The following is a 13,045-nucleotide window of genomic DNA, read 5'->3' on the forward strand; positions in this document are numbered from 1 at the left end:
ACCAAACCCGCGAGGCAAACGCCGATGAAGGATGCAGGCGAGAACATCACCCAGATCGATCAGTCGCGAAAACTGTCCGACGCCATTCGCGACGTGAAAAACGCCTTCGCCGACCGCGACGACGTCGTGGTCGACATGCGCGAGGCGCATCGCATGCGGCTCGATTTGCTTGCCGCCGAACTCGCGCCCATCTTCGCCGACGTGCCCGCCGACATGGACAATTTCGACTTCGCCGTCTCGTCCGGGCTGCAGCCGCGCCTCTGGATCGACGCCGTCAGCCATGTCGCTATGGGGCGCGACCGCCGCACCTATCGCTTCCTCAAGGATACGCGCATCGGCCGGGTGGTGCTCGCCGAATCAACCGAGATGAAACCCGTTGCCGATCAAGTGACGCGCTACGTCGCGGAGCGCGTCGTCGAGCGCCAGAGGATGCTGGAAGGCGGGGTCGAGCAGGCAGTCGCCGGTTTGAAACGCGCGCTGGTCCCGGAAGCCGAGCCGCCACTGCGATCCGTCCCGCGCGGCAAGCGTTGGTCGGCGTTTCTCTCCGGTCTCGGCCTGATCGCCGCCGGCGCCCTGGTCGGGCTGGCAGTATCGATCGTGTTGTTCTGGGACCGCCTTGTTGCGATGGGACTGAGCTTCAGGCCATGATCCTGAACTGAAGGTCCGCGTAGCGAAAAGTGGAATCCGGTTTTTCGGAAAAGATCATGGTCAAACAAGAAGATAGAGCCCCATCCCGGTTCCATCGGGATGGAACAGGCTCTAGGCCATAGCGTCCGCGCCAAGCTCCAGAATCTCCAGATCGGAAGGCGGGATGGCCGGCCCGGTCAGGCCACGTCGCGTCAGCCTGATCCGCCAATTGTCCTTTTCGCCATCGATCTCCAACAGATTATATTGAGCCGCCGGCCGCCGGCCGCCTGGCGCCTGCCCTGCGGCGGCGACGCCGACCACTGGAATTTTGGCGCCGCGCCCATTGATGGAAAACAGCGTCGGTTCGTGCGAATGGCCGTGCAGCACAAGTTCGGCCCCGTGCCGCTGAACGACCTTGTGGAAGCGGGCAATGCCGAACAGCCGCTTGGGCTGCGAAACGGCGCCGCGCACTGGCGGATGGTGGATCATGATCACCCGGAACAGTCCGCGCTTGGCCGTAGCATCGAGCACTTCGCGCAGCCTTTCCGCCTGGTCTTCCAGAAAGAAGCCGTTGGCCATGAACGGAGCCGTGGCCCGCGCCGTCGTCACACCGATCAGCGCGACGTTGCCACGCACGCGCAGATACGGAAAGGCGTCTCGGTCGATCGGCGTATTGATGCCGTCGCCGGTCATCCATGCCGTCCACGACCGGCAGGCCTTGTCGAAGGCGCCAGGCACATAGGCGTCGTGGTTTCCTGGAACGACCGACACATCATCGGGAGAACCCAGCGTCTCCAGCCAGTGCTTGCCCATCTCGATCTCGCCATCGAGCGCCAGATTGACCAGATCGCCGGTGACAGCAAGGTGATCCGGTGCGCTCGCCTTGATATCGGCGACGATCGTGTCGATGACGGCATCGCGCATGTGGCGGCGGCGGTTGCGCTGCCAGTTGACGTAACCGACCACGCGCTTGGAGGCGAGATCGCGATAGGTTACACCGGGAAGCGGTCCCAGATGGATATCGGAAATATGCGCGAGCCTGAACATCCTTTCTTCATAAGCGACGCGCGCGCTGCTTTCCACCCACGGTTTCGTGGGTGATGACGCGGCCCGATCCGGAGCAAGCTTTCCGCCAGGCCGGCTGGCCGGGTCTCAGGGCAAGGCTGTTTCATCTGTATTTCGTGCTGCGGCGGCCGATGACGCTCGGGGTGCGCGGCTTGATCCACGACCGCGCGTCCAATTCCGTCTTCCTCATTCGCCACACCTATGTACCGGGCTGGCAGCTTCCCGGCGGTGGCGTCGAGCTGGGCGAGACGATGATCGAGGCGCTGGCGCGCGAGCTCTCCGAGGAGGGCAATATTGCATTGACCGCGCCGCCGGTGCTGAAATCGATGCATTTCAACCGTCGGGCCAGCCGCCGCGACCATGTCGGCCTCTATTTGGTCGAGCAGTTCAATCAGACGGCGCCGAAGCTGCCGGACCGCGAGATCGCCGCAGCCGATTTCTTTCCTCTCGACCGCCTGCCGGAAAGAACGACGCCGGCCACACTGCGACGGATTGCCGAGATTTTTGGCGGCGCGGTGGCGTCGCCCTACTGGTAGGTCACGCCGCCTTCCTGAACCGATTGCGATCATGCGGCGCGGCGTAGTCCAGTTCCGGCCCGACCGGCACGATGCGCATCGGGTTGATCGTTTCGTGGCTGCCGTAATAGTGCGCCTTGATGTGGTGCAGGCTCACCGTGCCTGCGACGCCTGGGACCTGATAGAGGTCGCGCAGATAGTTCGACAGGTTCGGGTAGTCGGCGATGCGGCGCAGGTTGCACTTGAAATGGCCGACATAGACCGGGTCGAAGCGGATCAGCGTGGTGAACAGCCGCCAATCGGCCTCGGTGATGCGGTCACCGACGAGATAACGCTGGCGAGATAGGCGATCCTCGAGTTTATCGAGCGCCGAGAACAGTTCGCCAAACGCTTTTTCATAGGCCGATTGCGTGGTGGCGAAGCCGGCGCGATAGACGCCGTTGTTGACTGAGGGATAGACCAGCGCATTGACGGCGTCGATTTCGCTGCGCAGTGCTTTCGGATAGAAATCGAGGCTGACGTCGCCCCATTCATCGAAGGCTGAATTGAGCATCCGGACGATCTCGGAGGACTCATTGGAGACGATTGTTTGTTCTCGCCTGTCCCACAGAACCGGCACCGTCACGCGGCCGGAATAGGCGTGATCAGCCTTGGTGTAGATCTGATGCAGGAAATCGAAACCGTAGAGCGTGTCGCCGGTGGCGCCGTCCTCGGCCAGGAATGTCCAGCCGTTGGCGCCCATGAAATGATGGACGACTGAGACCGAAATCACGCCCTCGAGCTTCTTCAGCGCTCGAAAGATCAGCGTCCGGTGCGCCCAGGGACAGGCAAGCGAGACATAGAGATGGTAGCGGCCCGGCTCGGCCTTGAAGCCGCGCTTGCGGCCTTCGGCCGGCGTGCCGTCAACCGTGACCCAGTCGCGCCATTGCGACTGCGCCCGCACGAACTCGCCGTCGCTCTGTTTGGTGTCGTACCCGCGGTCCTGCCATTTGCCGTCGACCAGCAATCCCATGCGATGTCCTTTCGTCTCTATGGGATGTAGGCGCGAGCTGACCACACGGAAACCGCCAGGCGTTGAACAGTTCGTCAATCGCCAGGGCGGTACACGAAGGGCGGCAGGCGAAAACGGCCGATTGCAGCGGCTGAAGATTGGTGCTAGCGGAAAATCCGCATGTTCGACTTTGCCTTGATCCGGTTCGACCGACGACGAAAGGGCGCCCGCGCTTGATGAAGCGCTGACTGGCGAACGCTGCCGTTTGCAGCAAACCTTTCCCCGTATACCGGAACGCAAAGACCATGAGCCTTGCCGACGTGAAATACCTGCCGGAAAATCCGGCGCATGACCCCGAAATCGAAGCCATCAACGACGAAGCCTTCGGGCCGGGCCGTTTTGTGCTGGGCGCCTACAAGATCCGCGAGGGCGGCCCGCATGAACGCGCATTGTCGTTCGTGGCCGTCGATGACGACATCGTTGTTGCCTCGGTGCGCATGACGCGCATCGCGGCCGGCGCCGGCCGTGCGCTTATGCTCGGACCGCTTGCCGTGCGGCCGGCCTTCAAGAATCTCGGCATCGGCCGCCGGCTGGTGACGATCGCGCTGGAGGCCGCCGCCAAGGCCGGCATGCCGGCCGTGATGCTTGTCGGCGACGAGCCCTATTATGGCCCGCTCGGCTTCAAGAGAATCCCGCGTGGGCAAATCTCCATGCCGCGCCCGGTCGATCCTGACCGGCTTTTGTCGCATGAGATCGTGCCGGGCGCGATGGCACGGCTGGTGGGGGAGGTCTGCCACGCCGATCAGGCAAGGATTGCCGCGCACGTCGCCGCGATGGCGTGACCGGCCGGATGCTGTTGCGCCGTCCTGTCGGGCTTCGTAGCATGTGCGCGGCAGGATGGAGGACGCCGGCATGAACCCGAACGGCCAGATTGCGATCGTCACCGGCGGCGGCTCCGGCCTAGGCGAAGCGACGGCGCGTGCACTGGCCGCGAAGGGCGCCGGCGTTGCCATCCTCGACCTCGGCATCGAGCGTGCGGCGAAGATTGCGGCCGATATCGGCGGCATCGCCATCCAATGCGACGTAAGCAGCGCCGACGGCGGTGCTGCTTGCGTGGCGGAAGTGGCAAAAAAGCTCGGCGAACCTCGTATCCTGGTGAATTGCGCCGGCATCGCCATCGGTATGAAGACGATCGGCAAGGACGGTCCGCACCCACTCGACCAATATCGCAAAGTGATCGAGGTCAATCTGATTGGCACCTTCAACATGATCCGCCTCGTCGCCGACCGGGCCGCAAAGCTTGAGCCGCTGGAGGGCGGCGAGCGCGGGATCATCGTCAACACGGCATCGGTCGCCGCCTATGACGGTCAAATCGGCCAGGCCGCCTATTCAGCCTCCAAGGGCGGCGTCGTCGGCATGACGCTGCCGGTTGCGCGCGACCTTGCACGGTCGGGCATTCGCGTCTGCACCATCGCGCCCGGCATCTTCAAGACGCCGATGATGGCCGGCATGCCGCAAGAGGTGCAGGATTCGCTGGGCGCCGCGGTGCCCTTCCCGTCCCGTCTCGGCGAGCCTTCCGAATATGCAGCCCTTGTGCTGCACATCGTCGAAAACCAGATGCTCAACGGCGAGACCATCCGCCTCGACGGCGCCATCCGCATGGCGCCGAAGTAGCCGATCATGAGTGCCGAAGTCGCGCCGCAGGCGAAGACCGGCCCGCTCGCCGGTCTGACGGTCATCGAAATGGCCGGGCTTGGACCGGTGCCGCTGGCCGGCCTGATGCTGTCGGAGATGGGCGCCGAGGTGCTGCGCATCGAGCGGATTGGGTCGACCCAGCCGTTCCTGTCGCTACCGGATGAATACGACATCGACCGTCACGGCCGCTCCATCCTGCGGATTGACCTAAGGCGCTGGGAAGGCGCCGAACTGGTGCTGCGCCTTTCCGAAAAGGCCGACATTCTGGTTGAAGGGTTTCGTCCCGATGTCATGGAGCGGTTTGGTCTCGGGCCGGATGCGGCATTGGCGCGCAACCCGGCGCTGATCTACGGCCGCATGACGGGATTCGGCCAGGACGGACCGCTATCGGGTCGTGCCGGCCACGACATCACCTACCTCGCCTATTCGGGTGTGCTGCACGCCATCGGCCAGGAAGGAAGCCGGCCAGTCCCACCGCTCAACCTCGTTGCCGACTATGGCGGCGGCGCCGTGATGCTGGTTGCCGGCGCACTGGCCGCCCTGTTTGAGCGTTCGCGCTCCGGCAAGGGCCAGGTGATCGATGCCGCGATGATCGAGGGCGCTTCGATGCTGGCGATACCTGTGCACGCCTTGATGGCGGCGGGCCTGTGGAGTGACACGCGCGGCGCGAACCTGCTCGATTCCGGCGCGCCCTTTTACGACACCTATGAGACGGCGGACGCACGCCACGTCGCCGTCGGCTGCCTTGAACCCCGGTTCTTCGCTGAATTCGCAAGACTGCTGCCGCTCGACGAGCGTTTTGTACTCGGCCAATACGACAGGAATTTGTGGCCGCAGATGCGCGCTGCCATTGTCGATCGGGTCGGGCAGAAGACACGGGACGACTGGGACCGTCTCTTTGCTGCGACCGATGCTTGCGTTGCACCGGTTCTGTCGTTGCGGGAAGCCAGGGATCATCCGCACAATCGCGCTCGCAACGCCTTTGTGACGTCGGGTGCGCTTGAGCGCCCCGTCCCGGCGCCGCGCTTTTCGCGCTCCCGGCCGACGCTTGCCGCCATGCCGGCCGATCGCGATTGTCAGGCGGCGACCGTGCTGGCACGCTTCGGTCTTTCGGAAAGCGAAACTGAGGCCCTTGTCAAATCCGGTGTGATAGGTTGATAACCGGAGAATAAAAATCATCTTAAGACGGGTGGATTTTGGCCGACCGAAAAAAGGACGTGATCCGCGAGACCGACGCCGAAGCGATCAGGCTGGCGAAGACGATGATCCGCGGTGCCCGTTTCGGCGCGCTGGCGGTGATCGAGCCCGGGACCGGTTCGCCGCTGGCCAGCAGGGTTGGTGTCGCCACCGATATCGACGGCGCGCCGCTGATCCTTGTGTCGATGCTGTCCGCCCATACCGGCGCGATCCTTGCCGACCCGCGCTGTTCGCTGCTTGTCGGCGAGCCCGGCAGGGGCGACCCGCTGGCGCACCCGCGGCTGACGCTCGTCTGTCGGGCAGCACGGCTTGAGCGCGGGTCCGGCGAGCATGCCCGCGCCGAACGGCGCTATCTCAACCGCAACCCCAAAGCAAAGCTCTATGCCGGACTTGGCGATTTCTCGATCTTCCGCCTCGAGCCGGAGCGCGCCAGTCTCAACGGCGGCTTCGGCAAGGCCTACTTGCTTGAGCGCACCGATCTGGTCACGACCGCTCCGATCGTCGAAGAGCTTGCCGCTGGTGAACAATCTGCCCTCGACCACATGAATGCCGACCATAGCGACGCAATTGCCGTCTACGCGCGCCATTTCGCCAAGGCCGCAGGCGACGGCTGGGTCATCACCGGCTTCGACGCCGACGGCATGGACCTGGCATTGGGCGACGATGTCTGCCGGGTCTTCTTCCCCGAGCCACTGAGGGCGGCGCGTGAGCTCAGGCATGTTCTGGTCGACATGGCAAAGACCGGCCGAGTTGCAGACGAAACACAGTCCGACAGTTAATCGTGTCGGGTCGAAAGCAAGTCTTGAGGTTTGAGTGAAATGTTCTACCCTTTCCCGGTAGCGTTGAATCGCCAGCGCGCATTCGCGAGTGAGTCTATGGAATCAGACGCTATTGCCCCCATAGCGCCGGATGAGCAGGAAGGTGTGGGGGATCGATGGTCTCGAAAAAGCTAATCGCCAATGCCGAATCAGCGGCTGCGTTTCTGACGCTGATGGGCAACGAGAAACGACTGTTGATCATGAACTATCTGGCCGATGGTGAAATGTCGGTCGGTGCTATCGCCGAGAAGGTTCTGCTCAGCCAATCCGCCCTGTCCCAGCATCTGGCCAAACTGCGGGCGCTCGATCTCGTCGAGACCCGGCGCGACCGGCAGATGATCTACTATTCCTGCAAATCCGATGCCGTGCGCGAACTTCTCAACACGCTGGACGGGATTTTCGGCGAAGGTGAGTTGTCGCAGGTGGCCTACCGCCTGCGTCGCTCCGGGACCTGACCGGCCAATGCATGTCGGCCAAAAGCCTGCCCTTGGGTTTGACCCGAGGTGCGAAGCGGTTTTGGGATAACGACATGCATAAAAGCAAGAACTGCCCAAGCACCCCTACCTCGCCGCTTAGAGCGACTTGCATCCACTTCGACGCAGAACGTACTTTGGATCCACGCATCGAACTGTCCGAAAAGCCACTATGATTTTCGGGGCGATGCGTGTCCGCCGAGGCAAGCATGCGCCCCATTCGTATCGAAGACCCGCAAGACCCGCGCGTCGCCGCCTATCTCGACATCCGCGAGCGCGATCTTGCCGGCCGGCAGGGCCGCTTCGTTGCCGAAGGCAAGGTGGTGCTCGAAATGCTGCTCGCGGCCAATCGCTTCTCGGCCGAATCGGTGCTGGTACTCGAAAACCGGCTGGCAGGCCTCTTCTGGACCCTGCGCAAGGCACCCGCGGACCTTCCGGTCTACGTGGCGGCCAGCGAGATCATGGACAGGATTGCCGGCTTTCACATGCATCGCGGCATATTGGCGATCGGCCGCAAGGGCGCGGCGCAGCCTGCAGAGGCCTTGCTGGATACCTTGCCCGCCCGCGCGTTGATCGTCGTGCTGGTCGGCATCGCCAACCATGACAATATGGGCTCGATCTTTCGCAACGCCGCCGCCTTCGGCGCCGATGCGGTGTTTCTGGACGCGACCTGCTGCGATCCGCTGTACCGCAAGGCGATCCGCGTCTCGGTCGGCGCCGCGCTGAAAGTTCCCTTCGCCTCCTTCACTGAGACCATCGGCTTCACCGCGGCGCTCGACCGGCTGGGCTTCGGCCAGTTCGCTTTGTCGCCACGCGGGCAAACCGGCATCCGCGATGCGAAAGGGACTGAACGGCTGGCGCTCTATCTCGGCACCGAAGGCGAAGGCCTGCCCGAAAGTCTGCTCGCCCGCCTGCGGACGGTGCGGATCGATATGGCAGAGGGCTTCGACAGCCTGAATGTCGCCGCCGCGTCAGCCATCGCCTTACATCATTTTTCGGCAAGCAGGACCTGAGCCGCAGAAGACAGCATCACTGGCTGGGCTCAATGCGCCGATTCGGCCTTCTGCAGCGCCCGCACGCGATCGGCAAGGCTGCGTTCGCCGCTTCCCGGTGGGTTGGGTGCCGCAAGAGCCTTTGCGATCGGCGACTCCGGCCCGTCGAGCTTCGCCGTCAGGGCGACGACTTGCGCCGCCAGGTCGCTCATCTGCTCACGCAATGCAGCGCTGGCGCGGCGCGCATCGTCGCCGCCTTCGGATTTGGATGCCTCGAAGGCGGCAAGATCCGTTTTCAGTTTCTTGTTCTCGCGGGCCAGTTCCGTCAGCCTCGCCTCCAACCGCTCGCGGTCGTTGTCGAGCTTGGCGATGGCTTTCTGGGTGTCGTCCTTGACGGCCGCATCGGCCTGACTGCCTTGCACTCCGACGAAACGCACCGCGGAGGCGTTTTCCACGCGTTCGCTTTTCGACTTTTCGCGAAGCCGCGCGATTTCCTTGTCGCGGCGGTCAAGCTTGTCCTCGCGATCGGCAAGCGTGGCGAGCAGGCGCTCGACCTTCTTGTCCAGTTCGCCGGTCCTTCTCTTCTCGGCCTTCAACGCGTCTCGTGCGGCCTTGCTCTCGGCCGCGATCTCCTGTTGGCGCCTGTCCGCCTCCTTGCGCTGGCCGCGCAGCACCGAAATGTCGTCGGCCAGCTTTTGCAGTTCGGACTCGCGCGCCACAAGTTCGATCTGACGGCTGCTCGAAGAAAAGCTGGCGTCGTCATACATATGCTCCAGTTTTTTCAGCTCGAGCACACGCTTTTCCAGGGCATGCTCGGTTTGAGCAAGCCGATCTGACAAAAGCTGCAACTGGTCTTCGCGCTGCCGAAGGTCTTCGCCCTTGGCCTCGAGTTCGGAAAGGGCCTGTTTCTTGTCCTTCCGCTCGAGCGCCAGCTCCTTGAGTGCCTCGCGGCCGCGGCTGATCTCGACAAGCTGTTCGGCCGACTTCTCGCGCAGCGACTTGACGCTCATCTCGAGCCGGCGCGTCGACATGGCGAACTCGGCGCGGATGCGATCCTTCTCCGCCTGGATCTCGGCCAGCGTCAGCGGCATCGAGCCCTCGACGCGTTTGCGCGTCAGCATCACGGCCCGCCGCCAGATGGCCGGGGCAATCATCAGCGCTACAAAGCCGGCGCAGAGAAAGCCGAGGACAAAGAACAGGACCGACTGAACCAAGGTGACTATCCGTTATGGACGGCAAACAACCGTAAGCGACTGTGCCACGTTCGCATGACGGAATTCCAGCGCTGCGGCAAGGGTCTGCCGCAGCAATGTTCAGATCGTCGACCTTGGAACCAGTCGAGACGGCGAGGCAACCGCTTGCTCAGAATGGATTCCAGGTGGCGCGCTGGGTCAGCTTTAGATAACCGAGATTGACGCCAAGCCGGGCGCCGACGCCGGTGCGGATCGGCACCAGCAGCACATTGTTGTTCTTCATCACGTTGAAGCCGACGCCAGCCACGAGATAGGCAGAGCCGGCAACGCCGCCGAAACGATTGTAGAGGCTGTTCACGTCGTCGAGATTATAGACCAGCATCATCACCCGCGAGCCCTCGCCGCCAAAATCCCAGCCGAGCGAGGGGCCCTGCCAGAACACTTTGTGATCGCCGGCATTCTTGGTGTAGAGCGTGCCTTCGCCATAGGTCAGGCCACCGATCAGCGCGCCCGAGCCCTCCTCGCCAAGCAAATAGCCATTAGGCAGGCCGTAGGAGGCGAAAATCTTCTCGACGACGGTGGCGAGCCCGCCCGACGTCGCGCCGAAGAATTTATGACCGGAATCGACGATCTCCTGAGCGGTGTATTCCTGGGCCCGCGAAGGCGAGGTCGAAAAAACGATGACAAGGCCCATGAGAGCGATCGCCATTGAGAGGACACGGAAAATCCGGTCTGAGGTGACACGGAAAAAACTCCGGTCGTAGTATCGGGAAAACATGCTTCCAATCTCCGTCAGGGAGCACTTTCGCCGACGCCTCACATCCGTGCGGCTCTTTGGCGGCCGCTAAGGATGACTGTTATGGGCAAACTATGCCGTAATCCTTTTTCAACCATTAAGCTTTCACATTAAGATGGCGGTTAGAAGGCTGGTTCGAGCTGGTTTCGCGTCGCCCCGCAGTATCCGCACCCTGCGTGAACACACCATTTTCGATAACGACAATTCCGGATTTGTTGCTGCACGCTCAGGCGCTGTGTATTCAAGGCCTTGGGAGAGAGCGTGATTCGTGTGGGCAGGCGTGATCATTTACCGCGCGGCCATTCTAGTGAAATTTTGCAGGGACTTTCGCCGATGGCCGAGCTTTTCACCCTTTCCGCACCCGATCTCGCAGCGCTTTTGTGCAGCCGGGTCTGCCACGACATCATTTCGCCGGTCGGCGCCATAAACAACGGGCTTGAGCTGCTCGACGAAGGCGGCGCCGACGAAGATGCCATGAAATTGATTCGGCAGAGCGCCAGAAACGCTTCGGCCCGCCTGCAATTCGCCCGCATCGCCTTCGGCGCAGCCGGTTCTGCCGGCATGATGATCGACACGGGGGACGCCGAGGCCGTTGCGATCGCCTTTTTGAAGAACGAGAAGCCGGAACTGGTCTGGAACGGAACCCGTGCGCTACTGCCCAAGAACAAGGTAAAGCTGCTGCTCAATCTCATTCTCGTCGCCAACGCCGCCATTCCGCGTGGCGGTAAGCTTACGGTTACGCTTGAAAACCTCGACACAGAACCCCGCTTTGCGCTCGCCGCGAGCGGTCCGATGCTGCGCGTGCCGCCCAAATTCCTGGAACTCCATTCCGGCAACAGGCCTGAAGAACCGATCGACGCGCATTCGGTGCAGCCCTACTACACGTTGCTTCTGGCGCGCGAGGCGAACATGACGGTATCGATCCACGCGAACGCAGAAGAAATCGTACTATCGGCTGCTTGAAGTTACTAAGAAATGATTGAAAAGAACAGATAAGAGTTTTTAGACAATATTTACTACGCCATCACGGTCGAATGAAATGAGCCTTCCAGGCTAGTTCGGCCGAAGCATCGGTCAAGAAGTTTCCGTAAAAGCTGTTCTTGCAAAAATTTTACCTATCGGCTTTTCAGCTTCTTTACCGGATTGATCCTACCCTGCCTTTCAGTACCGCGACGCTGCCGGATTGCCGCATGGCAAAGAGGGCCCGGAAATGAAACGCTGCATGTTCATCGACGATTCGAGCGTCATCAGGAAGGTCGCAAAGCGCATCCTGGGTGGTTCCGACATGCTGGTCATCGAAGCTGCCAGCGGGTTTGACGCGGTCGAGATGTGCACTGCCGACATGCCGGATATCATCGTCGTCGACGGCGCCTTGCCGGACATGCAGGCGGAGGAAGTCATCCGCCGCATACGCGCCATGGAAAGGATACAGCCCCAGATCCTGATTTCGCTGGTTGAGGTCGACGTCGCTTCGATCATGCGGGCAAAGCGCGCCGGCGCTCAAGGCTATTTGCTGAAGCCGTTCAATCGGCCGCAACTTCTCGAATGCTTCCGCACCTTGAGAATTGCAGCCTGATTCGCCGATCCCGGGCGCATGGCCCCGGGGAATTGGCGCTCTAATGTCTGCGATACAAACGCAAAAGTCCGGCCGAAGCCGGATTTTGTAGGAAAATCGATCGGATCCGCGTCGTCAGCTCAGGCGCTGACGCGGATATCTTCCGGCTCGCGCAGCACATAGCCGCGACCCCAAACCGTCTCGATGTAGTTCTGGCCGCCGGAAGCGGCGTCGAGCTTCTTGCGCAGCTTGCAGATGAAGACGTCGATAATCTTCAGTTCCGGTTCGTCCATGCCGCCGTAAAGGTGGTTGAGGAACATTTCCTTGGTGAGCGTAGTGCCCTTGCGCAGCGAGAGCAGCTCCAGCATCTGGTATTCCTTGCCGGTCAAATGCACGCGCTGGCCACCGACCTCAACGGTCTTGGCATCGAGATTGACCACCAGGTCGCCGGTGGTGATGACCGACTGGGCATGGCCCTTGGAGCGCCGCACGATAGCGTGGATGCGAGCGACCAGTTCGTCCTTGTGGAACGGCTTGGTCATATAGTCGTCTGCGCCGAAGCCGAGGCCGCGTACCTTGTCCTCGATGCCGGCCATGCCGGAGAGGATAAGGATCGGCGTCTTCACTTTGGAAAGGCGAAGTGTTCTCAAGACCTCATATCCCGACATGTCGGGGAGATTGAGGTCGAGAAGGATGATGTCGTAGTCGTAGAGCTTGCCTAGATCGACACCTTCCTCGCCAAGATCGGTCGTATAGACGTTGAAACTTTCCGATTTCAGCATCAGCTCGATGCTTTGTGCGGTTGCACTGTCATCTTCTATCAGCAGAACACGCATTTCATTCCCCTTTTCTGCTGCCGGACCATTTCACGACCCGTCCAGGACCGGAGCAGTGATTGCCTGAGCAGAGGCTGCCATCGAATGGTTAACAAAACCTAATTCCGTGCCGCTGACGGTACCAGATTTTTTAACCCCTTTCTACACCTTGTTGAATCTAATAGTGAATCACACAACCAAACCGCTAATGCAAAACATTAATAAGCCAGACTAAGTGACTCCAGGGACTCGCTGGCCGTGCTTCCGCATCGAGAGCCGGAATTTTTACCCGGCCTTAAGTCCTGAGCCGTAT

General features: G+C 61.7%; 15 protein-coding genes. 10 read left to right on the forward strand and 5 right to left on the reverse strand.

Annotated elements, in window-relative coordinates:
• Positions 1 to 24 precede the first annotated feature (24 nt).
• Positions 25 to 648 carry a hypothetical protein gene (locus tag CIT26_RS05785; protein WP_095491685.1) on the forward strand — a complete coding sequence of 208 codons (624 nt, stop codon included), beginning with the start codon at positions 25 to 27 and terminating at the stop codon, positions 646 to 648.
• A 111-nt stretch (positions 649 to 759) separates the two neighbouring features.
• Here the strand turns inward: CIT26_RS05785 and CIT26_RS05790 are convergent, their stop codons facing one another.
• Positions 760 to 1,674, reverse strand: a complete 915-nt coding sequence (locus tag CIT26_RS05790; protein WP_095491686.1) for a metallophosphoesterase family protein — start codon at positions 1,672 to 1,674, stop codon at positions 760 to 762.
• A 53-nt stretch (positions 1,675 to 1,727) separates the two neighbouring features.
• Between CIT26_RS05790 and CIT26_RS05795 the strand changes: the two genes are divergently transcribed.
• Entirely contained in the window at positions 1,728 to 2,228 is a 501-nt protein-coding gene (locus tag CIT26_RS05795; RefSeq protein WP_095491687.1) for an NUDIX domain-containing protein, read from the forward strand.
• Position 2,229: 1 nt separating this feature from the next.
• Here the strand turns inward: CIT26_RS05795 and CIT26_RS05800 are convergent, their stop codons facing one another.
• Positions 2,230 to 3,219 carry a glutathione S-transferase family protein gene (locus CIT26_RS05800; protein ID WP_095491688.1) on the reverse strand — a complete coding sequence of 330 codons (990 nt, stop codon included), beginning with the start codon at positions 3,217 to 3,219 and terminating at the stop codon, positions 2,230 to 2,232.
• 284 nt (positions 3,220 to 3,503) lie between these two features.
• Between CIT26_RS05800 and CIT26_RS05805 the strand changes: the two genes are divergently transcribed.
• From CIT26_RS05805 to CIT26_RS05830, 6 genes are all read left to right on the forward strand, one after another.
• A complete protein-coding gene (locus CIT26_RS05805) occupies positions 3,504 to 4,040 on the forward strand; it encodes a GNAT family N-acetyltransferase (RefSeq protein WP_095491689.1) in 537 nt (178 codons plus the stop codon).
• Positions 4,041 to 4,110: 70 nt separating this feature from the next.
• Positions 4,111 to 4,872: a 3-hydroxyacyl-CoA dehydrogenase gene (locus CIT26_RS05810; protein WP_095491690.1), complete on the forward strand. Its 762-nt coding sequence runs from the start codon at positions 4,111 to 4,113 to the stop codon at positions 4,870 to 4,872.
• A gap of 6 nt (positions 4,873 to 4,878) precedes the next feature.
• On the forward strand, positions 4,879 to 6,051 hold the full coding sequence (locus tag CIT26_RS05815; protein ID WP_095491691.1) for a CaiB/BaiF CoA transferase family protein: 1,173 nt from the start codon (positions 4,879 to 4,881) through the stop codon (positions 6,049 to 6,051).
• A 38-nt stretch (positions 6,052 to 6,089) separates the two neighbouring features.
• Complete coding sequence (locus tag CIT26_RS05820) at positions 6,090 to 6,869, forward strand: HugZ family pyridoxamine 5'-phosphate oxidase (protein WP_095491692.1); 780 nt, start codon at positions 6,090 to 6,092, stop codon at positions 6,867 to 6,869.
• Positions 6,870 to 7,024: 155 nt separating this feature from the next.
• Complete coding sequence (locus CIT26_RS05825) at positions 7,025 to 7,363, forward strand: ArsR/SmtB family transcription factor (protein WP_095491693.1); 339 nt, start codon at positions 7,025 to 7,027, stop codon at positions 7,361 to 7,363.
• 227 nt (positions 7,364 to 7,590) lie between these two features.
• Positions 7,591 to 8,394 carry a TrmH family RNA methyltransferase gene (locus tag CIT26_RS05830; RefSeq protein WP_095491710.1) on the forward strand — a complete coding sequence of 268 codons (804 nt, stop codon included), beginning with the start codon at positions 7,591 to 7,593 and terminating at the stop codon, positions 8,392 to 8,394.
• Between the two features lie 29 nt (positions 8,395 to 8,423).
• Here the strand turns inward: CIT26_RS05830 and CIT26_RS05835 are convergent, their stop codons facing one another.
• Together CIT26_RS05835 and CIT26_RS05840 are read right to left on the reverse strand one after the other, a co-directional pair.
• Positions 8,424 to 9,587 (reverse strand): coiled-coil domain-containing protein, encoded by a 1,164-nt coding sequence (locus tag CIT26_RS05835; RefSeq protein ID WP_095491694.1) that lies wholly within the window; start codon positions 9,585 to 9,587, stop codon positions 8,424 to 8,426.
• Positions 9,588 to 9,735: 148 nt separating this feature from the next.
• Positions 9,736 to 10,275 (reverse strand): DUF1134 domain-containing protein, encoded by a 540-nt coding sequence (locus CIT26_RS05840; protein ID WP_245319184.1) that lies wholly within the window; start codon positions 10,273 to 10,275, stop codon positions 9,736 to 9,738.
• Positions 10,276 to 10,695: 420 nt separating this feature from the next.
• Here CIT26_RS05840 and chpT point away from each other — a divergent pair, with 420 nt between their 5' ends.
• Together chpT and CIT26_RS05850 are read left to right on the forward strand one after the other, a co-directional pair.
• Positions 10,696 to 11,325: a histidine phosphotransferase ChpT gene (gene chpT, locus CIT26_RS05845; protein ID WP_095491696.1), complete on the forward strand. Its 630-nt coding sequence runs from the start codon at positions 10,696 to 10,698 to the stop codon at positions 11,323 to 11,325.
• Between the two features lie 247 nt (positions 11,326 to 11,572).
• Positions 11,573 to 11,938: a response regulator gene (locus CIT26_RS05850; protein ID WP_095491697.1), complete on the forward strand. Its 366-nt coding sequence runs from the start codon at positions 11,573 to 11,575 to the stop codon at positions 11,936 to 11,938.
• Between the two features lie 119 nt (positions 11,939 to 12,057).
• On the opposite strand, the gene ctrA is transcribed toward CIT26_RS05850, so the two are convergent.
• Positions 12,058 to 12,753, reverse strand: a complete 696-nt coding sequence (ctrA, locus tag CIT26_RS05855; RefSeq protein ID WP_006203583.1) for a response regulator transcription factor CtrA — start codon at positions 12,751 to 12,753, stop codon at positions 12,058 to 12,060.
• Positions 12,754 to 13,045 lie beyond the last annotated feature (292 nt).

It is taken from the genome of Mesorhizobium temperatum (assembly GCF_002284575.1).
GTDB classification, from domain to species: domain Bacteria; phylum Pseudomonadota; class Alphaproteobacteria; order Rhizobiales; family Rhizobiaceae; genus Mesorhizobium; species Mesorhizobium temperatum.

Coding starts and splice junctions, on each gene's coding strand:
- CIT26_RS05785 (WP_095491685.1), top strand. CDS start 25: ATGAAGGATGCAGGCGAGAACATCACCCAGATCGATCAGTCGCGAAAA.
- CIT26_RS05790 (WP_095491686.1), bottom strand. CDS start 1,674: ATGTTCAGGCTCGCGCATATTTCCGATATCCATCTGGGACCGCTTCCC.
- CIT26_RS05795 (WP_095491687.1), top strand. CDS start 1,728: ATGACGCGGCCCGATCCGGAGCAAGCTTTCCGCCAGGCCGGCTGGCCG.
- CIT26_RS05800 (WP_095491688.1), bottom strand. CDS start 3,219: ATGGGATTGCTGGTCGACGGCAAATGGCAGGACCGCGGGTACGACACC.
- CIT26_RS05805 (WP_095491689.1), top strand. CDS start 3,504: ATGAGCCTTGCCGACGTGAAATACCTGCCGGAAAATCCGGCGCATGAC.
- CIT26_RS05810 (WP_095491690.1), top strand. CDS start 4,111: ATGAACCCGAACGGCCAGATTGCGATCGTCACCGGCGGCGGCTCCGGC.
- CIT26_RS05815 (WP_095491691.1), top strand. CDS start 4,879: ATGAGTGCCGAAGTCGCGCCGCAGGCGAAGACCGGCCCGCTCGCCGGT.
- CIT26_RS05825 (WP_095491693.1), top strand. CDS start 7,025: ATGGTCTCGAAAAAGCTAATCGCCAATGCCGAATCAGCGGCTGCGTTT.
- CIT26_RS05830 (WP_095491710.1), top strand. CDS start 7,591: ATGCGCCCCATTCGTATCGAAGACCCGCAAGACCCGCGCGTCGCCGCC.
- CIT26_RS05840 (WP_245319184.1), bottom strand. CDS start 10,275: ATGGCGATCGCTCTCATGGGCCTTGTCATCGTTTTTTCGACCTCGCCT.
- chpT (WP_095491696.1), top strand. CDS start 10,696: ATGGCCGAGCTTTTCACCCTTTCCGCACCCGATCTCGCAGCGCTTTTG.
- CIT26_RS05850 (WP_095491697.1), top strand. CDS start 11,573: ATGAAACGCTGCATGTTCATCGACGATTCGAGCGTCATCAGGAAGGTC.
- ctrA (WP_006203583.1), bottom strand. CDS start 12,753: ATGCGTGTTCTGCTGATAGAAGATGACAGTGCAACCGCACAAAGCATC.